The organism is Pseudomonas sp. OV546 (assembly GCF_900116845.1).
Lineage (GTDB): Bacteria > Pseudomonadota > Gammaproteobacteria > Pseudomonadales > Pseudomonadaceae > Aquipseudomonas > Aquipseudomonas petroselini.
The window spans coordinates 923312-946047 of record NZ_FPCE01000001.1; the positions used below are offsets into that span (position 1 = coordinate 923312).

Consider the following 22736-nt stretch of genomic DNA (forward strand, 5'->3'; position numbering starts at 1 on the left):
CCCATGACCTTCACACCGCACCCCATCCGCCCCTTGAAGGCCTTGAGCCTGGCCGTTGCCCTGGCAGCCATCGCACCGTTGCACAGTGCCGTGGCCGCCGATGCGGCGTCGACCAGTGCGGTGCGCAGCTACACCCTTGCGCCGGGGCCGTTGGGCAACGTACTGGCGCAGTTCGCGGCGTTGTCCGGGGTGCCGTTGTCGTTTGATTCCACACTGCTCAATGACCAGCAAAGCGCTGGCTTGCAGGGCCGTTTCACTGCGCAAGCGGGCTTCATGCAGTTGTTGCAAGGCAGCGGGTATACCCTGCAAAGCACCGGCGCCCACGGCTACACCGTGGTGCCCGAAGCGACGGGCGATGCGTTGCAGCTGGGTGCGACCACCATCAGTGGGGAGGGCGGGGCGCAGGCGGACACCTATGCCGGCGGCCAGGTCGCACGCTCGGCGCGCCTGGGGGTATTGGGCACTCGTTCGATCAATGACGTGCCGTTCAGCGTGGTCAGCTACACCGCCAAGACCATCGCCGACCAACAGGCGCGCACGGTGGGCGATGTGCTGCTCAATGACGCCTCGGTGCGCCAGTCTTCCGGCTTTGGCAACTTTTCCCAGGTGTTCACTATTCGCGGCCTGCCGCTGAGCACCGATGACATTGCCTTCAACGGCCTGTACGGCGTGCTGCCCCGGCAGATCGTCACCACGGAGGCGTTGGAGCGGGTGGAGTTGTTCAAAGGCCCCAACGCGTTCGTCAATGGCGTGTCGCCGGCGGGCAGCGGCATCGGCGGCAGCGTTAACCTGGTGCCCAAGCGCGCCGAAGACGCGCCCACTCGCAGCGTGACCCTCGATACCACCACCGATGGCCAGCGCGGCGGCCACCTCGACCTGGGCCAGCGGTTTGGCGAAGACAACCGCTTCGGCGCGCGGGTCAACCTGGCCAGGCATGGTGGCGACACGGCCATTGAGGATGAATTCAAAAGCTCGCAACTGGTGGCTGTCGCCCTGGATTACCGTGGCGATCGCCTGCGCGTGTCCACCGACTTCGGCTACCAGAAAGAGCGCATCAACAACGGTCGCTCGGTGGTCTACCCCAACGGCACCCAAGTGCCGAAGGCGCCGTCAGCCAAGCACAATTACGCCCAGGACTGGAGCTGGTCGGAGCTGGAAGACACCTATGGCATGTTCAATGCCGAATACGATTTGAATGAAAGCTGGACCGCCTATGTGGGCGGCGGCGCCAAGCATACGCGGGAAAATGGCCAGTATTCGTCGCTGTACGTGGGCAATGATGGCAGCGGGCGTGTGGGCTTTTTGTACTCGCCTCACGATGAAGACAACAAGAGCGCCATGGCCGGGTTGAACGGGCATTTCAACACCGGCCCGGTGAGCCATCAGATGAACGTCGGTTTGTCGGGGATCTGGGGCGAGCAGCGTTCGGCCTTCGAGGCGATCCTGCAGGCCAACCGCCGACCGGGCAATCTGTACAACCCGACCCAGATTCCGCGCCCGAGCGTTACTTACTTCGGCAGCGATATCCATGACCCGCGTATCGTCGGCAAGAATCGCATCAAGAGCGCGGCGGTGTCCGACACCCTGGGCTTTATCGATGATCGCGTGCTGCTGACCCTGGGCGTTCGGCGCCAGACCCTCGAGGTGGATGCATGGAACACCACCACGGGAGCGCGCAACGCCAACTATGCCGAAAGCATCACCACGCCGGTGTACGGCCTGGTGGTCAAACCGTGGGAGCACGTGTCGTTCTATGCCAACCGCATCGAGGGGCTGGCCCAGGGACCGACGGCGCCATTGAGCAACGTCACCAACCCCGGCGAGGTCTTTGCGCCTAACCGCAGCAAACAGACGGAAGCCGGGGTGAAGCTGGATTGGGACAGCGTTGGCGCCACCTTGGGCGTGTACCGCATCGAGCAGCCGAACAGCTCCACGTCGCGCCTGCCCGGCAATAGCCTGGACACCTTCAGTGTCGACGGTGAGCAGATCAACAAAGGCGTGGAGCTGAACGTTTTCGGCGAACCGGTTGACGGCTTGCGCCTGCTGGCCGGCGCCACCTGGATGAACACCGAATTGAAGAATACCTCCAACGGCCTCAGCGACGGTAACCGCGCTGCCGGCGTGCCGCGCTTCCAATACAATGTGGGCGCCGACTGGGACATTCCCGGCCTCCAGGGCGCCGCCGTTAACGCGCGGATGCTGCGCACCGGGGGCGAATACGTCAACGCCACCAACACCCTGAGCATCCCGGCCTGGACCCGCGTCGACCTCGGCGCCCGGTATGGCTTCAAGGCGGACGACAAGTACATCACCCTGCGCGCCAACGTCGAGAACGTGGCAAACAAGGCCTATTGGGCGTCGGCGTCGACGGCCAATAACTACCTGACCCAGGGCGAGCCGCGCACCGTCAAGCTCTCGGCAACAGTGGACTTCTGATCGGTGAACACGCTTGTCTCTGGCTGGCGGGCTTGTTGTGGTGAGCGGGGCGAGCCCGCTCACCACAATTGAAACCGGGTTTCTGCTACCGTCGAGGCATTCGATTGAGAGTAGGTAGCGACAATGAGCAATGACACCCCGCACTCCGTCATCGACTTCTGGAAAAACGCCGGCCCCAAACGCTGGTTCGCATTGCGTGCATTCTGCTACCTGCCCTTCGAACATTCGGAAGACCCGGCGGATCAGCAGCGCTCTCTGGTTCTCAACCAGCCACTGGGCGCCACTACCTACCATTGGGCCAAGGAACATGCCGAGATCATCCAGCGGTTCGGGCGTTTTCCCATCATAATGAGGTGCTGGCTCGGGCGACCTCAGACGAAGAGCGCGCTTTCCTGAGCAAGGGCGGGTTTGCGGGCTAGCCCGGTATTCCGCCGAGGAATGCCCCCATAAAAACAGCGCATTGTCTTTCTGGCGGCACATCTCGTAGCGTGGTGCTCCCTTCAAGGAGATTCGTCATGAGCCAGCGTCCGTTGCGTCTGTATGTTGATCAGCTGTACACCAGCCCCTACGCCATGTCGGTGTTTGTCGCCCTGCTGGAAAAAGGCCTGGCGTTCGACACGCTCACCCTGGACCTGGATGCCGCGCAACAGCACGCGGCCGATTTCGCCCACCTGTCCCTGACTCAGCGCGTCCCCACGTTGGTAGAAAGCGATTTTGCGCTCTCCGAGTCTTCGGCAATCACCGAGTACCTGGAGCAGGTTTATCCCGAGACCCCGGTGTACCCGGCCGACCCCAAGCAGCGGGCGAGGGCGCGCCAGGTGCAGGCGTGGCTGCGCAGCGACTTGTTGCCGATTCGGCAGGAGCGCTCGACCCTGGTGGTGTTCTACGGGCAGAAGATGCCTCCACTGAGCGCCGAGGCTGAAGCGGCGGCCGCCAAGTTGATCAGTGCGGCGCAAGCGCTGCTGGCGAATAATCCGCCTTACCTGTTCGGTGAGTGGTCCATCGCGGACGTGGACCTGGCGGTGATGCTCAATCGCCTGATCCTCAACGGCGACCGCGTGCCTGCCGAGCTGGTGGAGTACGCGCAGCGTCAGTGGCAGCGGCCGTCGGTACAGGCGTGGGTCAATCAACAACGCCCTGCGCTGTAGCCTGTTCAGTGATGTGCACGACGCGGCGGTCCAGGTCCTCCCAGTCGGCCATGCCCAGCACCCGCGTGGTGTTCAGGCCACGCAGGTAGCCGCGTAATTGCTGGGCGCTGGCGTTGATTTGATCAGCGCCCGCGGCCTCATCCTGCAGCACGTCTTCATAGTCGACCAGGTAATCGGCGACGCGCTCGCGAAACTCCGGTAGGACGGCTTCGCGGATGCGGTCGAAGGTTTTCTGGTGAGGCTTCATAGCGTGGTCCTTATAGGTTTTATGGGTGCACTATCGGTTCAGATAATAGTCACCATCACGGATCGCAAGTTCTGTTTTTGCAGGAAAAGCGGAAAAATCACCCCATCGAAACGCTGTTCAAGGAAATGCGCGATGAGGACGTTTATTCAGCTTGTTTTAATGATGTTGATGCTTGGCACGGTCGCGATCAACAACGCGGCAATTGCCGATGATCTGCGTTCGGGCCATTTGCTCCCTCTCAGCGCTAGCGTAGAATCCCTGCAGCACGCGCAGTCGGTGGGTGTGTTGTTGAGCGATAACACCCGCGACAACCTCAGCTACCTTGAACGCTACCACGACATGGCCTTGAATGGCGCCAAGGATGCCCTCGACGGACGCATCCGTCAGGCGTTCGTCAACAGCTCCGACCCGGAACTGGCCATCGACTGGTTGATGAGTTCGCTGCAAGGCACTTTTTTGTCGGTGACGGTCTACGACAGCCTGGATGCCTTGGTGCAGGCTCACCCCGATGTGGTGGTGATGCTTGACACCCATAACCAACTGCTGACCCAGCGTAACGACCAGGTCGAGGCGCGGTTTATTGCGCGGTTCTACGACGCGAACCTGCAATACATCGCCAAGGCCGAAGGCTCGGTGCATAAGCAGGTGCCGTCGGTGTGGGTACATGACAAGGCTGCACCGGAAATTGCCGCACAGATCGAGCAGCAGCGGGATGTGCAGCTCGATGCTTTGAAGCAGTTCGATGTGTCGCTCAAGGCGCTGCTTCGCGCTGGATAGTGGGCGGCTTGATGTGAACCTTTATTTTTATTGTCAGGAATTTTTCATGCGCTCTTTTTTCGCCCCGGCCTTGGCCTTTGCTTCCTTGTGGCTGGCCGGTTGTGTGTCCGCCCCCAACGCCCCGACCCTGACCCTGCAAACCAGCAAGGGGCCTGAAGCCTATGTGCAGTGCGTGCTGCCCAAGCTGGAAAAACATGGGATCACCTCGACCGTGACGCAGAACTCGCGCCACGCCAAGGTGGTGTTGACCAGCAAGATTGCTGCTGATGATGTGCTGGAAGTCTATAAGTCCCAGGAGGGCGGCAAGGTGTTCCTGTATGAGCGCAAGCCGCTGGCGTCGGCGATCAAGCCGTCGCGGTTGGAGCAGGCGGCGCAGGAATGTATGTGATTCCAGGCAATACATAGCCAATGTGGGACAGGGGGGCTCCTGATGGCGGTGTGTCAGTCGACTCATGCTGGGTACGACGCTGGCCCTGTGGCGAGGGAGCTTGCTCCCGTCGGCGGCCTGGTAGCTGACCAGGATGTTGGATCAGCACGAGTACATATCCGTTATTTAGGTAGCGGCTGCTATGGGTTCCGCCCTTACGGCGGGTCACTTTTGGAAGAGCGCCAAAAGTAACCCAAAACGCTTCGCCCCAACACTCGGCACCTCGCCTAGGCTCGGTGTGCCCTCACTCCGGCTTGAATCCGTGGGCCGCCGCCACGCGCCATCCATGGCGCGGGGCGGCTAACCCGGCGTCCTGCCGGGTTACCTACGGATTCAAGCCTGCGTTCGGCCAGCGTGTTTGACGGGGCGCCTCAGATCAAGATCAAAAGCAAGAGCACGGCGGCCTGGTAGCCGACCTGAGTGGTGTAGATCAAAAGCAGGGCTGATTGATCTCTCGGCCTAGAGTGGCGGGCTTGGAGCCGGTCGGTTTTTTACTGTCGATCTCGGTTGAGTGTGGGAGGGGGCTTGCCCCCGATGGCGGTGGGGCAGTCACAGGTGCATTAGCTGACACACTGCTATCGGGAGCAAGTCTCCTCCCACAGTTTGATTCAGATAGGGATCAGGGTTTGGCTTCGTTACTGAAACTGTTGACTGCCTTGACCAACCCTTGCGCCGCCAACGCCACCAACTCCCCACCTTTCTCCACCGTTGCCAGCGCCGGGTCCGAGCCCATGCGCCCGTCGGGGAAGCGTGCGCGGAAGTCCAGTGCTTCACGGATCGGCCCGGTGTTGGCGATTTGCGGCGAGTAGTCGGCGGTCTTGATCGACTCCGGGTATGCCCATTGCGTCACCGCAATCTCCGATGGCGTGGCATGGCTGCCGTGGCCCACCGGGAATTGGCGTTGGGCCAGGTCGGTCACGCCTTCCAGGTCCCACCAGTTCACCAGCTTCAGCGCGAACCCGGCCGGGCGGCGGGCGAAACTGGCTTCGGCGTATAGCTCGGAAAACGCCGCTTCAATGGTGGCGATATTGCCGCCATGGCCGTTCAGAAACAGAATCTTCTCGAAACCATGCCCGGCCAGCGAGCGCACCCAGTCGCCGATTGCGGCGATGAAGGTGGAAGGGCGCAGGGAAATGGTGCCGGGAAAGCCCAGGTGGTGCTGGGCCATGCCGATATTGAAGGTCGGGCCGATCAGGATGTCCGCGTGCTGCTGTGCTTCATGGGCGATGATTTCCGGGCACATCCAGTCGGTGCCGAGCAGGCCGGTGGGGCCATGCTGCTCGTTGGAGCCGATGGGGATTACCACCGTGCGGCTGCGTTCCAGAAACTGGCCGATCTCGATCCAGGTGGATTGATGTAGAAGCATGCGTGGCTCTCTTTTTTATCGATGGGAACAGGCTATCCGCCACGGATTGTACGACTACTCGCCACCTGTTGGGGTTTGCAATTGAGGTACGTCGAGGACTTCAACCAGCGCTGGTCGGGGTACCACGAAAACATGAACTGCCCATCCTTGAGCTTATCCACCACCTGGCGCGCCACCTGCGGGCGCACGGCGGGGCAACCCTGGCTGCGGCCGATACGGCCTTCGCGCTTGCTCCACAGCGGGCTGACGTAGTCGGCGGCGTGGATGACCAGGGCGCGGTCGCGTGCCTGGTCGTTGAAGCCTGGCTCGAGGCCATCCATGCGCAACGAGTAGCCGTGGGTGCCCAGGTAACTCTCCTGGGTGCGGAACAGGCCCAGGCTTGATTGGTGGCTGCCTTCGCGATTGGAGAACTGGGTGGCGAAGTTTTCCCCGGAGTTGGCACCGTGGGCGACCAGGTCGCGCAGCACCAGGGTCTTCTTGCGCAAATCGAAGATCCACAGCCGACGGGCGGTCGAGGGCTGTGAATAGTCAATAACCGCTAGGCGCTCGGAACGTTCCTCGCCATTACTGACGGCACACTGCATGGCGCTCAGGGCGCTTTTCAGTACAGTGGGATTGAGTTCTGGAGCCGAGCGCGCCAGGCTGCTATATAAGTTAGGAGGAATCCCATTGGCCGCGAGCGCAGAATTGCTCAACGTAACCAGGGACAAGGCGATCAGGCCTAAGCGACACAATAAAGTCAGCATCTACAGTACATCCCCCCCGCTGTGGATTGGAGCTAAGCCAATTGTTCAAAAAACACGCATGTTACTTGAGCATTTGCCTGCTCGTTGCACCACTGGTCGCGACAGCCGATGAGCCTTTGCCCGTCGCACCCCCGGCCCTGGTCAATACCGCCCCCGTGCAACAGGCGTTGGCCCAACTGCCCAGCGTCTGCCCCAGCCTCGCGCCGCAGATCGACGGCGCCGCCCAAGCGCGTCTGCAAGCCTTTTATCAGCAGCAGGGTGATGAGCCGCTGTGGTCTGCCGACGAACGCCGGCAAGCCCTGCAAACACAGTTGCTGATGCTCGCCGATGACGGCCTGGACCCCACCCACTATAGCCTCCCTGCGCTGGATGCCACGACCAACGTGCTGTGCAGCGATATCGGTACCAGCCAGCATTACCTGCAAGCGCTCTGGGACCTGCACTACGGACGTCTTCAGCAATCGCGTTTCGAACCGCTGTGGCATTCGCAGCCGCCCACCCGTGACCCCAACACTGAAGTGCTGGCCTTTGCCGCCGCGGGCCTGCAAGACATGGCCCAGGCATTCGACCAGGCACGTCCCAGCGCCGACTTATACCGCAGCCTGCGCAACGCCTATGCCACTGTGCGCCAGCAGCCGTTGCCGCATTGGGACCCGGTCGGCAGTGGCCCGCTGTTGCGCCCCGGCATGGAAGACCCGCGTGTACCGGAGCTGGCACGGCGCTTGATCAGCGGCGGCTACCTGGCCACGGCGTCGAGCGGCAAGCAATACCACGATGAGTTGGTCAAGGCGGTAAAGGCTTTCCAGCTCAGCCACTCCTTGCAAGCCGATGGCGTGATCGGCGCGGGTACTGTGGCCGAACTGAATATCAGCCCGGCGATCCGCCGAGAACAGCTGCGCATCAACCTTGAGCGCTTCCGCTGGCTGGCCCAGGACCTGGAGCCCGAAGGCGTATTGGTCAACGTAGCCGCCGCGCAACTGAGCGTGTACCAGAGCGGCATCCCCGTGTGGCAGACCCGCCTGCAAGTCGGCCGCGCCGAACGCCAGACGCCGCTGCTCAAATCGCGCATCACCCGGCTGACCCTCAACCCGACGTGGACCATCCCGCCTACCATCATGCGCGAGGACAAACTCCCGGCCATCCGCCTCAACCCTGAATACCTGCGCCAACAGAACCTGCAAGTGCTTGACGCCGAAGGCCACCCGTTGGCCCCCGAGCAAATCGACTGGGCGCGTCCCGGCAATATCCTGCTGCGCCAGGAAGCCGGTCCGCGTAACCCGCTGGGCAAGATCGTCATGCGCTTCCCCAACCCTTACTCGGTGTACCTGCACGACACGCCGAGCCAGCCCCTGTTTACCAAAGGTCCGCGGGCGTTCAGTTCGGGGTGTGTGAGGGTCGAGCAACCACTACTGCTGCGCGATTTACTGGTGAGCCCGGCCGAACGCGCGCGCACCGATGAATTGCTGGCCACCGGCGTGACACATGAGTTCAGGCTTGCCACGCCGGTGCCGGTGCTGTTGGGCTACTGGACGGTTGAGGTCGACCGCCAGGGCGGCTTGGTGTACGCCCCGGATATTTACGCGCGCGATCTGGTGTTGATGAAGGCTATGGGGAGTTTGCTCTGAGGTTCGCCAGCGTCATCGCGACAGCCTCATCCTGGGTCATGAGGGCGGTGTCGACCGTCAGCGGCATCTCGTCCCACGCCTCGAACTCATGCGCCAGGACGGACTGCCAAGTGGGAGGCGTCAGGCCGGGAATATCTGCTTTACGGGTTGCCACCCGCCGTTGATGTTCCTGGCGGTCAGAGCAAATCACCAGAATATCCGTCAACTCGACCGCTGCCATTGCCGCCACAGCCTTCCACGCATCCCGGCTTTCCTTGACCGGGTTCACACAGTCGGCCACCACGCAGTGGCCCAGTTGCAGATTGCTCAACGCCAGCGCGTTTGCCACGCTGTAGCCGCTGGCACCGACATCGCCGGCCAGCACGGCGGCATCGCGGATCGCCTGTTCAATCACATCGATACGCAGGTAAATCGCACCGGTCCGGCGCGCCAGTTCACGGGCTATCGTGGTCTTGCCGGTGCCGGGCAGTCCGCTGAAGACAATTAGCATGGGGGGCTCTCGATAAAGGCGTGCGTGTTCAGGGTATCCTTCAGTTCCCCCATGAGTCGACCACAGGACAGCCCATGCTTTTGCCGTTCGTAAAGATGCACGCCCACGGCGACGACTTCATCATCATTGATCGCCGTGGCTTGGACGATCCGATCACCGCGGCCATTGCCCGTCAGTTGGGCAACCGTCACACCGGTATCGGCTTCAACCAATTGGCCGTTGTGTACGATTGTGAAGAGGCGGCCGCACGTATCAGCTTCTGGAACGCCAACGGCACGCCGCTGGCCACTTGCGGCAGCGCTACCCGTGGCGTGGCCGATCGGTTGATGCATGAAACCGGCAAGGATTCGATCGTGCTGCGTACCGACCGCGGCCTGCTGACCTGCGTGCGTGCGCCGGGGCGGCAAGTGTCGGTGGACATGGGCGAGCCCTCGCTGGAGTGGACGGCCGTGCCTCTGTCCGACGCGATGGACACCTTGACATTGCCTGTCGAAGGCAGCCCGGCGGCGTGCAGCATGGGCAACCCCCACTGTACGTTTTTCGTCGACGACATCGCGGCTGTCGACGTAGCAGGCCTGGGCCCGGCGTTGGAGATTCATCCGCTGTTCCCGGCCAGGACCAATGTGCATTTCGTGCAAGTGCTCGACCGTAGCCATATCCGCCTGCGCATCTGGGAGCGCGGTGGCGGTGTGGCGTTGGGGTCGGGGTCGTGCTGCTGTGGGGCGGTAGTCAATGGGATCCGGCGCGGGCTGCTGGATGCCACTGTGCAGGTGCAGTGCGACGGCGGCACGGTGACCGTGCAGTGGACGGGCGAGGGCGGTGTGGTATTGACCGGCAGTGTGGAGCCGGTGATGCAGGGCAGCGCCTACGTGCCTTGAAATGTCACGGTAAAGGTGGTGCCGCCGGTTGCACAGGAACTCACCGCCACATCCCCACCGTGTACCTTGGCCAACTCGCGCACGATATACAGGCCCAGGCCCACGCTGCGCACATCGCTGCCCTGGTCGGTGCCGCGGGTCATAGGCTCGAACAGCCCGGCCAATAAGGCCTCCGGTATGGCTGCGCCGTGGTTGTGCACTGACACTTCGCAGCGGCCTTCGCCCAGGCGCGAGGTAATACTGATCGGCCGTTGCAAATCGCCATAAGCCACGCTGTTGGCCACCAGGTTGCCGATGATCTGTTGCACGCGGTCTGCGTCCAAATGGGCGTTGCCGCTGCCAATCGCGTGGTGCTCCAGCGTCGCCTTGGGGAACGCCACGCGCAGTTCATCCACGGTGCGATGAATCACGCTATGCAAATCCATGGAGGTGGCCTTGATGACGATGCCCTGGCCGACCCGCGCCTGGGTGAAGTCCAGCAGATCGGCGATCATGCGCTGGGCACGCTCGGACGACTGGCCAATATGCCCGAGCAACTGCTGCTCCTTGGGCGTGCGTTCACCGCGACTGAGGAAGTCGGACGCCATGCGAATGGCCGTGAGTGGGTTTTTCAGGTCATGACTGACAATTGCCACCATCTGCTCGGCGAACAACGCGCGGCGTTGGGAAATGGTATAGGCCTCGCTCAGTTCGGCCTGGGCTTGCTTCAAGGCGAGTTCGGCGGCGGTTTTTTCCTGCAACAGCGCTTCGGCCAGGTTGCGCGCGTTGAGCAGCTCGCGTTCGTACTTGTCGCGGTCGGTGGTGCCGAACAGGGCCAGGTCGTACACCACGGCGTCGGCGTGTTCACGCCTGATGCCGTTGAGCAGCACGGTGACCTTGTGCCCGTCATGGTGCAGCATATCGAGCTTCACTTCGGTGACGCTGCCATGCATGCGCAACATGGGGGCCAGGTGCGTCTGGTGGAAGATGCGCCCGCCCATGGTCAGCAAATCCTGGAAACGCTTGCCGCACAGCTCCGTAGTGCTGAACCCCAGCCATTCACTGAAGCGCGCATTGGCTTGCAGGATCATGCCGTCTTCCGAGGTGACGGCCAGGGCGCAGGCCGCGCTGTCGAACAGGTCAGCTTGCACGTGCAGCCGCCCAATGGGCCAGGAAACTGTCCATGGCCGTAGCGCAGGCCTGTGGCGCGCTCATGTGCGGGCAATGGCCGATGTTGTCCACGAGGCAATAGCTGCTGTTGGGCAGCACGCGGTGCAGGTATTCGCCTACGGCCACGGGAGCGATTAGGTCATCGGTCGATTGCAGGATCAGTACCGGGGTAGCCAAGCCGATCACATCCTGGCGGTTATCCGACATAAACGTGACCCGCGCGAATTGCTTGGCGATCTCGGGTTCAGTGCGGCAGAAACTCTCGGTCAACTCTACACCCAGCGCCGATTGACCTTGCGCGCCCATAATCACCGGGGCCATGGCGCTTGACCAGCCGAGGTAGTTACTGTCGAGGGTATCGAGTAAGTCGTCGATATCGCTGTGCTTGAAACCACCGATGTACCCGTCGTCATCGATATAGCGCGGCGACGGCCCGATCATGACATGGGCCGCGACTCGGCCCGGAGCCAGGCGGTCGGCGAGGGCACCGATCATCGCGCTCACCGAATGCCCCACCAGGATCACGGGGCCGACGGCATAGGCATCGATAATTTCATTGAGGTCCCGGGCATAACCGTCCAGCGTGCTGTACTTGGCCTTGTCGAAGGCACTCAGGTCAGACAGGCCCGCGCCTACCAGGTCATACATCACGACGCGAAAGCGTTCCAGGAAGTGCGGCGCCAGGTAGTTCCACATGGCCTGGTTGCAACCGAACCCGTGGGAAAACACCAGGGTCGAGGTCCCGGAGCCCATCACGCTGACATTGTTACGATGGAGTAGGTCCATGGGCTTCCCGGTTATGGCGTATTGCTATGCGTGCGGGCAGTTTAGATAGTCAAACGCTTTGGGTCACGCGTTATAGCGCCGATAAGGTAAAGTCGGCGCCTTCAGGAAGAAACTTCAGGTAACAAAACATGATGCAGCGTGTGCGGCAATCCGTCTTGAGTCTGCTGGTGTTGATCAGCCTGCTTGCCACCGTCCACGCGGATACGTCACCTATCGGTGTAGCCCTCGACCAACGGGTGATTGACCTCACCAACACGCTGGCTGCCGGCACCACCACCCGTCTGAAAAACCAGCTTGCCGACCTTGAACAGCGCAAAGGCGCACAAGTCGCCGTACTGCTGGTACCCAGTACCGGCGGCGCGAGCATTGAGGACTATGCCAACCAACTGTTTCGCGCGTGGAAGCTAGGGCGCAAGGACGTCAACGACGGCATCCTGCTGGTTGTTGCCAAGCACGACCGCAAGGTGCGCATCGAAGTGGGTTACGGCCTGGAAGGCACCGTCACCGATTTGCTGGCTCACCGCATCATCGAAGAACACATCACCCCGGCGTTTCGCCAGGGTGACTATGCGGGTGGGGTGGTCCAAGGCGTCAATAACCTGGTCGTGCTGGTGGACGGTGGTGAATTGCCCCCGGTTGCGGGCCCTGCGTTCAATCCCCAGACGATTACCGTATTGCTGGCGTTCATCGTCGGGGCAATTGGCGGTGTCCTGATCGCCGCCGGCAAGTTGCAGTGGCGCCGTGCCTTGATTGCCACCGTGGCAGTCACGGTGCTGCTGGCTATTTTTGGCGGCGGCCGTGACTGGCTGGTGTTTCTGCTGGTGCTGCCCCTGACGCTGCTGATCGGCGGCGCAACATTCGGCGCATTGTGGCTGGCGCGTGGGGTGTTTTACTGCGTGTTAGGACTGCTGGCGTATATCGTCGCGGTGCTGGGAGTGAACCACTTCGTTGAAGTCAACTTGGTCCATTGGCTGGCATGGCCGTTTGGTGGTGCCTTGGTGTTGGGGCTGTACGTAGGGCTGTTTTTCGTTATCCGCGAGTCCTTAAGAAAAAGCCCGCGCTTCTTCATCGTGCGTGTTCTGGCGGTGTTGGCGATTTACGCGGGGGTGGGTGTTTTGCTCGGGCATGGTTATCAAGGTTGGTTACTGGCGATACCGGCCGCGTCAATCGTGGCGTTTATCGTGTTTGTCCAGAGCATCTCCAATGGGGGCTCGGGCTCGGGCTCGGGTGGCGGTTCCGGTTCAAGCTCCAGCGGCTCCAGTTCCAGTAACAGTTCATCGGGAGGAGGCGGTTCCAGTGGCGGCGGCGGGGCGTCCGGGAGCTGGTAAAACCGTGAGCGCGGCGTTTAGCCAAACCCTCTCTTGAAGCTCAAACGTATGTAAAACGGCTCGATTCCTTCAACGCCGGTTGTTCAGGCCAGGACGATGTAGTCGTTCTGCTGCAGGATTGGCCGGTGCGGGCCCTGCACCAGGTGGACATATCGACCGTCCACCAGGTCGATGGGCAGGCAGTCGTCGAGGTCCAATACCCCATCGGTGTGGGCCTGGGACCAATGGCGCAGCATCTGTTGCTTGCCCTGGCGGGTGGCCTCCTGTTTATTGCGCGCCACCACCAACAGGTAGTGGTGGGCTTCGCCAAAGCTGTTGGCTTCATAACCGCCGAGGTTGAGGAAGTACAGGTGATGCGCGCCGGCAGCAGGCGCCAGCGGGCTGAACTCGACTTTCCAGCCGTCAACGCCATCCACCCCCATCCACGCATCGATATGCACACCCTTAGGGCTGCCGAACCAGCCGTCACGCAATTGCGGGTAGGTAGCCTCCAGCGTGTCCGCCACAGCAAACACCACATCGTGGACTTCGATTTTCGCCCGTGGGTGCTTGCCCCCGAGCATAACGACAAACAGCATTGCAGGTCCTTCCTGGCATCTTGGCAGAGGGTAACCATACTTCGATTGAACCCTTTTGTCCGGCCAATGCCACACTGTTAATCCGCGAACTCATCAGGAGATTGTCATGCGTACCATTGATCTGGCGGGCGTCCCCGTTCCTGTCATCGGCCAGGGGACCTGGCGCATGGGCGAGAACCCCGACCAGCAGCGCGCCGAAGTCGCGGCGCTGCAACTGGGCATCGATGAGGGCATGACCCTGATCGATACCGCCGAAATGTACGGTGAGGGCGGCGCCGAAACGGTTGTGGGCGAAGCCATCCGTGGCAGGCGCGACCAAGTCTTCCTGGTGAGCAAGGTCTACCCGCACAACGCCAGCCGCAAGGGCGTGCCTCGTGCCTGTGAAGCCAGCCTCCAGCGCCTGGGTACCGACTATATCGATCTGTATCTGTTGCACTGGCGCGGCCAATATCCCCTTGAAGAAACCGTCGAGGCCTTCGAGCGCCTGCGCGAAGCCGGCAAGATCGGCCGCTGGGGCGTCTCCAATTTCGATGTGGCCGACCTGCAGGAACTCGCCTCTCCGGCCTGCGCCACCAACCAGGTGCTCTACAACATCGAAGAGCGCGGCATCGAATTCGACCTGCTGCCCTGGTGGCAACAGCATCACTTGCCCTTGATGGCGTACTGCCCGATCGCTCAGGGTGGCGAGCTGTTGGCCAGCCCGACCCTGAAGCAGATCGCCCATCGCCACGAGGTGACACCGGCCCAGGTTTCCCTGGCCTGGGTATTGCGCCAGGACGGTGTGATCGCGATCCCCAAGGCGGTCACCCCGGAACACGTGCGACTCAACGCAGCCGCAGCCAAACTCGTGCTGGATGAACACGACCTGGATGCTATCGATCGCGTGTTTGGCGCACCCAAGCGCAAGCACCCGTTGGCGATGGTGTAGCGGGATGGCAGGTACGGCGCCTTCCCTGGCGCCGTACCTGCGTTAAAGCGGTTTAGCCCGCTACCGGACTGCGCCAGTCATCCGACCCGGAAGTGCCGGACACTTCGTGGGTCCATACGATCTTGCGATAGGTGAAGTACACATCTTCCAAGTGGGTGAAATGGGCGTTGTCCGGATCCTGGCAGTTGGGCATGCGCGACTGGATGTCGACGATGGTTGCCCCCTCCAGTTCAATCGTGAAGTAGTGCTCTTGGGTGCCGGCCGACGAGGTGCGTAACCATTCGAGCCGGCACTTGACCTCTTCGCCGCTGGTCAACGCGCTGAACAGCAAGGGCGAGGACTTATCGAACACTTTGCTGATCATCAACGGTTTATGGACCCTTTGGCCTGTTGGCTGGCCGGATTGTGGGTCGCGCGGAATGATCACTTGATGAGCAAAAGCCTGGACCAGAATCTGATCCTCATGGCCTTCCTGGTAAATATTACCTACCGAGTCCTGGGTAAACGTGCCTGCCGTAATCAAACCTTGTTTGACACCGGTGATGGAAAGATACGCGGGTGTTGGCATGACGGGTTTCCTTGCCTGATTGATGAGGTAGTTCCAACCGACAATTGCATCGGCTGGGCAAGTGCCTATAACAAGAAGCGTGCCTGAAAGTGTTGGGCGCAATAAAACAAGGGTGTTGCATTCTATAAGTTCGGATTTTCATTGTGCTGAGGCAGGCTTTATGGGGTTGGTTAAGTATTTGATTGCGCAACGGTGCGCATTTAATTGCTCAGTTAAGTTGTTTTGTAACTGTTGAGGTGGGTGGGGATATCGGGTGTTTATGTGGGGGGTGAGTGCGCAAAATGCTGCGCAGTCCAAGCTTTTAGGTGTTTGTAGGAAAAGGATTAAGTGTGGTTCCGTCGCTTGCTGAATGTTTTAGGCATGGCTAAGGTTCGTGAGCTTCGCAGGAATTCCAGCGATGCGAAGATGACTTTCTGAGGCGCACATTAAATGTGCTTAGTTGGTCTTTTTTGGGCTTATTGTCTTGTTCTTTCTTGTTTAGTTGCGTGCGGTGCCAAATGGCTTATTCGGACAAGCTGTATGATTATTACCTTGAACTTGCACGGTCGCCCTGCATGCCAACAAGTTTTGCGGGCAGTGATATGCGCTTTTCGAGTGAATATGAGGTCCTGGAGTTCGAGCTTGCCAAGGCACGATCAATTCATGGCAGTGGTCAACCCGATTGGCATAAGGTCCTGGAAGCCGGCGAAATCCTGTTGCGCCAGCAATCCAAGGACCTGCGGGTCGCCGTTTGGCTGACCTGGGCGCTGCACCAAAGGGAATCCTACCCGGGATTGTTGGCCGGGCTCGGGTTGTTGCGCTATTTTTGCGAGCATCATTGGTCTGAGGTCCACCCCGGAAAACCACGCACCCGTGGCGCGGCATTCGGATGGTTGGTGTTGCGCCTTGAGCCCTTGTTCACGCAAAGCCTGCCGCTCCAGAACCAGCAGCCTTTGTTCCAGGCGGTGCTTGAACACCTGATACGCCTCGATGAGCTGTGGGCCGAGCACTTGGGGGATGCCGCGCCAATATTGTTGCCGATTCGCAGGCAATTGGCTCAGCGACTGGAGCGCGCTGCGCAGGACGACGCCCCCGTCGCAGGGCTGAGTGGTGTCATTGCGCACGTCAAGCAGGCGACCACCCAATTGCTCAAGCCCGAAGCGCGGGTGGACAACGAAAAAGACGCCCACAGGTTGTTGCGCACCTTGCAGGAACAGGCGCGCACGCTGTGCGTATGGTGGTTGCGTCAGAACGCCACCGACCTGCGCGCTTTTCGCCTGAACCGAACATTGACCTGGCTGGCGCTGGCCAATTATCCGGATGCCGACAACGAACGGCTCACCGCCCTGCGTGGGCCCGCTCCCGACAAGCTCAAGCGTTATCAGGAGCGTTTTGCCCAAGGTCATCACGCCGATCTGGTGCTCGAACTTGAAGCCAGTCTCGCCGGTGCGATGTTCTGGTTCGATGGGCTGCACATGCTCTGGCAATGCCTGGAGGCCTTGCAGGCCGAACAGGCCATGACCGAGCTGGAGGTGACCTTCGCTCTGTTGCTGCAACGTTTGCCAAACCTGGCGGAGTTTCGCTTTCACGACGGGGCTCCTTTTGCCGACCCCGCGACCCGTGACTGGATAGCGCTGCAAGTTACCCGTCACCTGCAAATACCCGAATCGCCTGCATTGATAGTTGATGCCGACGCCGAGCCGTGGGAGATCGCCTTGCAGGCGGTCGCAACCCGCTTACGCAAGGACGGCCTCAAGGCCGCCATCCATGAGCTCAAACAAGGCATGTATGCCGCTCGCAGTGATCGCGCACGTTTTTATTGGCGGTTGGCCCAAGCGCGTCTGTGTGTGCTGGCGGGCAAGCATGAGCTGGCGAAGATCCAGCTCGAACAGCTGGACCACGAACTGCAACACACAGGCCTGGAGCGTTGGGAGCCGGAGCTGGCCCTTCAAGTGACACAGCTTCTCTACCGCTGCTGCGACCTGTTGCCGCAAAACCACGCCGTGCGCGAGCGCAAGGAAGACACCCATCGCAGGCTGTGTCTCTTCGATCTGGAAGCGGTACTTGAATAGGCTTTCGAGCCACTTGAAAAAGGAGAGACACCATGGCCAAAGAAGGTTCGGTAGCCCCCAAGGAACGTATCAATATCACGTTCAAACCCGCCATCGGCGGGGCGCAGGAAGAAGTCGAACTGCCGTTGAAACTATTGGTGCTGGGAGATTTCACCCAGCGTGAGGACGCGCGCAAGCTTGAAGATCGCAAACCCATCGCGATCGACAAAAACACCCTTGATGACGTGCTGGCCAAACAGGCGTTGAGCCTGACGCTGAATGTGCCCAATCGTCTGCAGGAGGATGCGGACGTTGAGGAACTGGCCATTCAGATACGCATTAACGCCATGAAGGATTTCAATCCCGCGAACCTGGTTGAGCAGGTTCCGGAGTTGCACAAGCTGATGGCGTTGCGCGAGGCACTGATGGCTCTCAAAGGCCCACTGGGCAACACCCCGAGCTTTCGCAAGGCCATCGAACAGGCCCTGGCCGATGACGAGTCCCGCGCGCGGGTACTGGCGGAGCTGGGCCTGGGCAGCCCGTACGCCTGACATTTTCAGTAAAAGGACACTGACCGCATGACCACACCACAACACGCGCTACCGGCACAAACCGCTGATGAATACAGCATCCTCGACAACATCGTTGCCCAGACGCTACTGAGTGCCGATGACGAAGCGTATGGCATTGCCAAACGGGGTGTCTCGGCGTTTATCGAAGAGTTGATCAAGCCGCAGAACCGTGGCGAGCCGGTAAAAAAACGCTTGGTCGACCGGATGATTGCCGAGATCGACACCAAGCTCAGTCTGCAAATGGACGAGATATTGCACCACCCGGACTTTCAGGCCCTGGAAGCGTCCTGGAAAGGGCTACAGTTGTTGGTGGATCGCACCGACTTTCGCGAAAACATCAAGATCGAACTCTTGAACGTTTCCCGGCAAGACCTGCTGGAAGACTTCGAAGACTCTCCGGAAGTGACCCAGTCGGGCTTGTACAAACATATCTACAGTGCTGAATACGGCCAGTTTGGCGGTCAGCCTGTGGGCGCGATCATTGCCAACTATTTTCTGTCGCCCAGCGCGCCTGATGTAAAGCTGATGCAATACGCTTCCAGTGTGGCATGCATGGCGCATGCGCCTTTTATCGCGGCAGCCGGGCCAGCGTTCTTCGGGTTGGAGAGCTTCACCGGCTTACCGGATCTTAAAGATCTGAAGGACCATTTCGAAGGCCCGCAGTTTGCCAAGTGGCAAAGCTTTCGCCAGAGCGAGGACGCGCGTTACATCGGGTTGACTGTGCCGCGTTTCTTGCTCCGTACGCCTTATGACCCCCTCGAATGCCCGGTCAAGACCTTTGCCTACCAGGAAAACGTGGTCAACAGCCACGAACATTACCTGTGGGGCAATACAGCCTACGCCTTTGCCACGCGCCTGACCGACAGCTTCGCGCGCTTTCGCTGGTGCCCGAACATCATCGGCCCGCAAAGCGGTGGCGCGGTAGAAGACTTGCCGTTGCATCACTTCCACAGCATGGGGGAGATTGAAACCAAGATCCCGACCGAAGTGCTGGTTTCCGACCGTCGTGAATACGAACTGGCGCAAGAGGGCTTCATTGCCTTGACGATGCGCAAGGGCAGTGACAACGCCGCGTTCTTCTCTGCCAGCTCGGTACAAAAGCCGAAACACTTCGGCCTCAGCCCCGAGGGCAAGGAAGCCGAGCTGAATTACCGCTTGGGAACACAGTTGCCCTACATGATGGTGGTCAATCGCCTGGCCCATTACCTCAAGGTCCTTCAGCGCGAACAACTGGGTTCATGGAAGGAGCGCACCGACCTGGAGCTGGAGCTCAATAAATGGATTCGCCAGTACGTTGCCGACCAGGAAAACCCTAGTGCCGAAGTGCGCGGGCGGCGCCCCTTGCGCGCAGCACGCATCGTTGTCAGTGATGTCGAGGGCGAGCCTGGCTGGTACCGCGTCAACCTGAGTGTGCGACCGCACTTCAAGTACATGGGGGCGGATTTCACGCTGTCCCTGGTTGGCAAGCTCGATAAAGAATGAGCCGAGGCCAGGCAATGCCCCACTACCAAAGCCTTTTCGAGCGACTCGAGCGTCCGGCGACGACCCAGGCATGTGGCGTGACATCGGTCGCACTCCATCTGGGGAAAATGCTCAGCATCCGTGCGGGCAGTGTGCAGACACTGCCCGACTACGGCTTGCCCGACCTTAATGATATGAATCAGAGCCTGCACGAATCATTGAGTCAGTCGCGCGTGTTGATCGAGCGATTTATCCGCGCCTACGAGCCGCGCTTGAAGCAGGTGCGGGTCAAGACATTGCCACGGGATCATGATCCGTTGGCCCTGGCGTTCGCTATCGAAGCCACACTGGTGATCAAGGGGGCCGAGCAACCCGTGGTGTTTACCGCGCGGTTATGTGATGCCGGTCGGGTAGAGGTCTTGCCGGATGTCCTTTAACCGTTACTACCAAAGCGAGCTCAGTGCGTTACGCCAACTCGGGCGGCGGTTCTCCCAGCGCAACCCGGCGCTCGCGCCTTTTCTTGCGGAGTCCGGCCAGGATCCGGATGTAGAGCGGTTGCTGGAAGGCTTTGCGTTTCTCACTGGCCGCTTGCGCCAGAAGTTGGATGACGAGCTTCCGGAGCTGACGCATTCGTTGATGCATTTGCTCTGGCCCAATTACATGCGACCGATGCCCGCGTTCAGCATCCTGCAGTTTGATCCGTTGAAGCATTCAGGCCCCGGCGTGTGGGTGGCGCGTGATACACCGGTTGAAAGTGCCGCCGTCAATGACGAACGCTGCCGCTTTCGCACCTGTTACGCCACGCAGATTCTGCCGCTGCAACTGAGTGCGCTGGAGTACAGCGCCCACGCAGAGCGAGGGGTGTTGAGCCTGCGTCTGGGCATGAGCGCCGAAGGTAATTTCGGTGAGTTGACATTCGATCAGCTGCGCCTGCACCTGGCGGGAGACCGCTACATCAGCCAGGCGCTGTACCTGAGCTTATTGCGTCATCTTGAAGGTATCGAGTTGCAGCCTTTGGGCAACGATGGCCTGCCAGTGACAGGGGCCGATGGGCAGGCAATATCCCTGCGGCTGGGGGCTGACCAGGTACAGCCGGTGGGATTCAGCGAGGAACAGGCGTTGATTCCGTATCCGTCGAATACTTTTCGCGGGTATCGCCATCTGCAGGAGTACTTTGCCTTTCCTGATAAGTATCTGTTTGTTGACGTGGGCGGGCTGAGCGCATTGCACAGGCTGCCCGGCGAGTTGCTGAAACAAGTGTGCGGCATGGTGTTGCGCTTCGAATTGCGCAATCCCTGGCGTGAATCCCAACTGCCCACCCTGGATAACGTGAAGCTGTACTGCGCGCCCATCGTCAACCTGTTCAAGCATGATGCGGTGCCCATCCGCCTGGACGGCAAGCAGGATGAGTACCTGCTGATTCCCGGCGACTATTCACGAGAGAGCGCCAGTGTATTTTCCGTCGACAGTGTCACGGGGTGGCAGCCTGGAGGGCTTGGCTATCAGACCTATGTACCTTTCGAATCCTTTGAACATGATGGCGACACCGAGGGATCGGAGGGCCCCCCGAGCTACAGCATTCGCCAACGGCCATCGTCACAGCATGCCGGTCTCGATACCTGGCTTGGGTTTGGTAACGGCCTGAAACTGGAGCCGCAAACACTCTCGATCGAACTGACGTGCACCAATCACAACCTGCCGCGGAGGCTGCAGGTCGGTGACATCAACCAGCCTTGCGAGCAGACGCCGCAGGGGGTGTCGTTCCAGAATATCTGCGCACCCACCGCCAGTTTTTCTCCGCCGCTGGACCAGGATTTTCTCTGGCGGCTTATCAGCAATATGTCGCTCAACTACCTGTCATTGAGCGACATAAATGCCTTGAAAGTGATCCTCCAAACCTATGACTTAGCGCGCTACCACGACCGACAGGCACAGAAGGTCAGCGAGAGAAGGTTGGGCGCGATGCGCTCGGTCAGTCACTCAGCCGTCGACCGATTGCACCGTGGCTTGCCGTTTCGGGGGGTACGAATTGACCTGACCGTCGATCCCCAGGGCTTTCTGGGCCAGGGCGAAGTATTTGTATTTGCCTCGGTACTCAACGAATTCTTCGCGCTCTACGCCAGCCTCAATGCCTATCACGAACTAAGAGTCATCAGCACACAAGGAGACGTGTACCTATGGCCACCACGGATGGGGCAGCAGCCCCTGCTTTAACGCAACTGTCTCAGGTTATCCGCGAATACTCGCTGTTCCAGGCGGTTCTGCAGGTCGTCAAGCGTCTGCGTGATGCTCATCCGCTGCTGGACGACGACGCGCTGTATGACCTGTTGGAGTTTCAAGCCAACCCAGGCCTGGGGTTTCCCGGCCACGATATTGACCGGGTGGCTTTTTTTGTCGAGCACGGCCAATTGCGTGCGCGTCTGCGCCTTAACGTGCTGGGCCTGTGTGGTGCAGGGTCGCCGTTGCCCGCGTTTTATGGCGAGCAGGCGTGTGCTGACGGGGCAGGCGGCAACGCTACCCGCGATTTTCTCGATGTGTTTCACCACCGCCTGCAACGGCTGATGCTGCCGATCTGGCGAAAATATCGTTACCGGGCGTGTTTCCAGGCAGGCGCACGTGACGCCTTTTCCGAACAGATGTTTGCGTTGATCGGGTTAAGAGGAGAGCAGATTCGCAGTGCTGCGCAATTGAACTGCAAGCGGCTCTTGCCTTACCTGGGGTTGCTCAGCCTGCGGGCGCATTCGGCAGCCCTGATCGAGACGGTGCTGCGCTACTACTTCAAGCACAACCGCTTGTTCATCGAGCAATGGGTCCAGCGCCGGGTTGTTATCGCTGACTCGCAGCGAAATCGGCTGGGTGCCGCGAACAGCGTGCTTGGCCATGACCACGTACTGGGGGGCCAGGTCGACGATCGCAGCGGCAAGTTCAGGGTGCATCTGCAGGCGTTGGGCTGGCACGCATTCCATGGGTTTCTACCCACTGGCAAGGACTACCCGCAGCTGTGTTCATTGGTGCGGCTGACGGCGCGTGATCCTTTGGAATATGACCTGCGGCTGGTGCTGGCCAAGGACGAGATAAGGCCGCTGCACATTGGCGAACACAACGTCTGCCGGCTGGGCTGGACCAGTTGGCTGGCACATGAATGCGCCGACGGTGTGGTCATTGTGCCGAGCAATGCTCATTAGGGATGAATCGT

Annotated in this window: 22 protein-coding genes and 1 pseudogene; 15 read left to right on the forward strand and 8 right to left on the reverse strand. The window is 60.4% G+C overall.

Annotated elements, in window-relative coordinates:
* Nucleotides 1–3 precede the first annotated feature (3 nt).
* The 3 genes and pseudogenes from BM403_RS04360 (at nucleotide 4) to yfcF (ending at nucleotide 3584) form a co-directional block, all read left to right on the forward strand.
* Nucleotides 4–2436 (forward strand): TonB-dependent receptor, encoded by a 2433-nt coding sequence (locus tag BM403_RS04360; protein ID WP_093541735.1) that lies wholly within the window; start codon nucleotides 4–6, stop codon nucleotides 2434–2436.
* A 192-nt stretch (nucleotides 2437–2628) separates the two neighbouring features.
* Nucleotides 2629–2855: pseudogene (locus BM403_RS04365) on the forward strand (DUF924 family protein); the annotation flags it as partial.
* A gap of 96 nt (nucleotides 2856–2951) precedes the next feature.
* On the forward strand, nucleotides 2952–3584 hold the full coding sequence (gene yfcF / locus BM403_RS04370) for a glutathione transferase (RefSeq protein ID WP_093541737.1): 633 nt from the start codon (nucleotides 2952–2954) through the stop codon (nucleotides 3582–3584).
* Here yfcF and BM403_RS04375 read toward each other — a convergent pair.
* Nucleotides 3559–3831, reverse strand: coding sequence for a hypothetical protein (locus BM403_RS04375; RefSeq protein WP_012724711.1), 273 nt, complete (start codon nucleotides 3829–3831; stop codon nucleotides 3559–3561). The genes yfcF and BM403_RS04375 overlap by 26 nt on opposite strands.
* 132 nt (nucleotides 3832–3963) lie before the next feature.
* On the opposite strand from BM403_RS04375, the gene BM403_RS04380 reads away from it, so the two are divergent.
* Nucleotides 3964–4608 (forward strand): hypothetical protein, encoded by a 645-nt coding sequence (locus tag BM403_RS04380; RefSeq protein WP_046034747.1) that lies wholly within the window; start codon nucleotides 3964–3966, stop codon nucleotides 4606–4608.
* Nucleotides 4609–4654: 46 nt separating this feature from the next.
* A complete protein-coding gene (locus tag BM403_RS04385; RefSeq protein ID WP_012724709.1) occupies nucleotides 4655–4996 on the forward strand; it encodes a hypothetical protein in 342 nt (113 codons plus the stop codon).
* Nucleotides 4997–5654: 658 nt separating this feature from the next.
* Here BM403_RS04385 and BM403_RS04395 read toward each other — a convergent pair.
* Complete coding sequence (locus BM403_RS04395) at nucleotides 5655–6401, reverse strand: creatininase family protein (RefSeq protein WP_012724708.1); 747 nt, start codon at nucleotides 6399–6401, stop codon at nucleotides 5655–5657.
* A 32-nt stretch (nucleotides 6402–6433) separates the two neighbouring features.
* On the reverse strand, nucleotides 6434–7147 hold the full coding sequence (locus tag BM403_RS04400; RefSeq protein WP_012724707.1) for a murein L,D-transpeptidase catalytic domain family protein: 714 nt from the start codon (nucleotides 7145–7147) through the stop codon (nucleotides 6434–6436).
* 41 nt (nucleotides 7148–7188) lie between these two features.
* Here BM403_RS04400 and BM403_RS04405 point away from each other — a divergent pair, with 41 nt between their 5' ends.
* Entirely contained in the window at nucleotides 7189–8772 is a 1584-nt protein-coding gene (locus BM403_RS04405) for a L,D-transpeptidase family protein (protein WP_043205468.1), read from the forward strand.
* On the opposite strand, the gene BM403_RS04410 is transcribed toward BM403_RS04405, so the two are convergent.
* Complete coding sequence (locus BM403_RS04410; RefSeq protein WP_012724705.1) at nucleotides 8753–9262, reverse strand: P-loop nucleotide/nucleoside kinase family protein; 510 nt, start codon at nucleotides 9260–9262, stop codon at nucleotides 8753–8755. The genes BM403_RS04405 and BM403_RS04410 overlap by 20 nt on opposite strands.
* A gap of 74 nt (nucleotides 9263–9336) precedes the next feature.
* Between BM403_RS04410 and dapF the strand changes: the two genes are divergently transcribed.
* Nucleotides 9337–10140 carry a diaminopimelate epimerase gene (gene dapF, locus BM403_RS04415; protein ID WP_012724704.1) on the forward strand — a complete coding sequence of 268 codons (804 nt, stop codon included), beginning with the start codon at nucleotides 9337–9339 and terminating at the stop codon, nucleotides 10138–10140.
* Here dapF and BM403_RS04420 read toward each other — a convergent pair.
* Both BM403_RS04420 and BM403_RS04425 read right to left on the reverse strand, forming a co-directional pair.
* Nucleotides 10128–11270 carry a PAS domain-containing sensor histidine kinase gene (locus tag BM403_RS04420; RefSeq protein ID WP_093541739.1) on the reverse strand — a complete coding sequence of 381 codons (1143 nt, stop codon included), beginning with the start codon at nucleotides 11268–11270 and terminating at the stop codon, nucleotides 10128–10130. The two genes, dapF and BM403_RS04420, sit on opposite strands and share 13 nt — an antisense overlap.
* The gene (locus tag BM403_RS04425) at nucleotides 11260–12075 is read right to left on the reverse strand and encodes an alpha/beta fold hydrolase (RefSeq protein WP_012724702.1); all 816 of its coding nucleotides are present in this window, start codon (nucleotides 12073–12075) and stop codon (nucleotides 11260–11262) included. The genes BM403_RS04420 and BM403_RS04425 overlap by 11 nt, the downstream gene beginning before the upstream one ends.
* A gap of 128 nt (nucleotides 12076–12203) precedes the next feature.
* Between BM403_RS04425 and BM403_RS04430 the strand changes: the two genes are divergently transcribed.
* On the forward strand, nucleotides 12204–13403 hold the full coding sequence (locus BM403_RS04430) for a TPM domain-containing protein (protein WP_093541741.1): 1200 nt from the start codon (nucleotides 12204–12206) through the stop codon (nucleotides 13401–13403).
* 83 nt (nucleotides 13404–13486) lie between these two features.
* On the opposite strand, the gene BM403_RS04435 is transcribed toward BM403_RS04430, so the two are convergent.
* Nucleotides 13487–13981: a DUF1543 domain-containing protein gene (locus BM403_RS04435; RefSeq protein WP_093541743.1), complete on the reverse strand. Its 495-nt coding sequence runs from the start codon at nucleotides 13979–13981 to the stop codon at nucleotides 13487–13489.
* A gap of 106 nt (nucleotides 13982–14087) precedes the next feature.
* On the opposite strand from BM403_RS04435, the gene BM403_RS04440 reads away from it, so the two are divergent.
* The gene (locus BM403_RS04440) at nucleotides 14088–14909 is read left to right on the forward strand and encodes an aldo/keto reductase (RefSeq protein WP_093541745.1); all 822 of its coding nucleotides are present in this window, start codon (nucleotides 14088–14090) and stop codon (nucleotides 14907–14909) included.
* A gap of 52 nt (nucleotides 14910–14961) precedes the next feature.
* Here the strand turns inward: BM403_RS04440 and BM403_RS04445 are convergent, their stop codons facing one another.
* Nucleotides 14962–15477, reverse strand: a complete 516-nt coding sequence (locus tag BM403_RS04445) for an Hcp family type VI secretion system effector (RefSeq protein ID WP_012724698.1) — start codon at nucleotides 15475–15477, stop codon at nucleotides 14962–14964.
* Nucleotides 15478–15974: 497 nt separating this feature from the next.
* On the opposite strand from BM403_RS04445, the gene tssA reads away from it, so the two are divergent.
* From tssA to tssG, 6 genes are read left to right on the forward strand one after another with little or no spacing between them, the layout of a single operon-like run.
* Nucleotides 15975–17528, forward strand: coding sequence for a type VI secretion system protein TssA (tssA, locus tag BM403_RS04450; RefSeq protein ID WP_093541747.1), 1554 nt, complete (start codon nucleotides 15975–15977; stop codon nucleotides 17526–17528).
* A gap of 32 nt (nucleotides 17529–17560) precedes the next feature.
* Nucleotides 17561–18058 carry a type VI secretion system contractile sheath small subunit gene (gene tssB / locus BM403_RS04455; RefSeq protein WP_093541749.1) on the forward strand — a complete coding sequence of 166 codons (498 nt, stop codon included), beginning with the start codon at nucleotides 17561–17563 and terminating at the stop codon, nucleotides 18056–18058.
* 27 nt (nucleotides 18059–18085) lie between these two features.
* Nucleotides 18086–19561, forward strand: coding sequence for a type VI secretion system contractile sheath large subunit (gene tssC, locus BM403_RS04460; protein ID WP_046034756.1), 1476 nt, complete (start codon nucleotides 18086–18088; stop codon nucleotides 19559–19561).
* Nucleotides 19562–19575: 14 nt separating this feature from the next.
* Entirely contained in the window at nucleotides 19576–19977 is a 402-nt protein-coding gene (tssE, locus tag BM403_RS04465; protein WP_093541751.1) for a type VI secretion system baseplate subunit TssE, read from the forward strand.
* Entirely contained in the window at nucleotides 19967–21754 is a 1788-nt protein-coding gene (gene tssF / locus BM403_RS04470; protein WP_093541753.1) for a type VI secretion system baseplate subunit TssF, read from the forward strand. Before tssE ends, tssF begins: the two co-directional genes overlap by 11 nt.
* Nucleotides 21718–22725 carry a type VI secretion system baseplate subunit TssG gene (tssG, locus tag BM403_RS04475; RefSeq protein WP_093541755.1) on the forward strand — a complete coding sequence of 336 codons (1008 nt, stop codon included), beginning with the start codon at nucleotides 21718–21720 and terminating at the stop codon, nucleotides 22723–22725. Before tssF ends, tssG begins: the two co-directional genes overlap by 37 nt.
* The last annotated feature ends 11 nt before the right edge of the window (nucleotides 22726–22736 follow it).